The sequence below is a fragment of the Legionella gratiana genome (genome assembly GCF_001467695.1).
GTDB lineage: Bacteria > Pseudomonadota > Gammaproteobacteria > Legionellales > Legionellaceae > Legionella > Legionella gratiana.
Genome location: NZ_LNYE01000030.1, coordinates 1 through 233, shown reverse-complemented (window position 1 = coordinate 233; position 233 = coordinate 1). Strand labels below are relative to the sequence as shown.

Below are 233 nucleotides of genomic sequence, written 5' to 3'. Positions count from 1 at the left end.
AAAATCAAAATGCTTTTCTGGCGTTTGCGTGATGACACCATGATGTTCATAGGTTACACCGGTTTCTTTTATCCTTTGATATTGTGTCCTTAATACTACCTTGATTTTTTCACCTTCTTCTGTTTTTGGTAAACAATCAAGCATCTTCGTCCACATATGCTTATCTAAAGCCCACAAACAATATTCAAATCCACTAATATTGGTAAATTTGCGGCCTGATAAATCGGTTACTT

At 35.2% G+C, this 233-nt stretch carries 1 pseudogene; it reads right to left on the bottom strand.

Annotation, left to right across the window (positions count from 1 at the left end):
* Window positions 1-233, bottom strand: a pseudogene (locus tag Lgra_RS18085) (F-box protein); the annotation flags it as partial.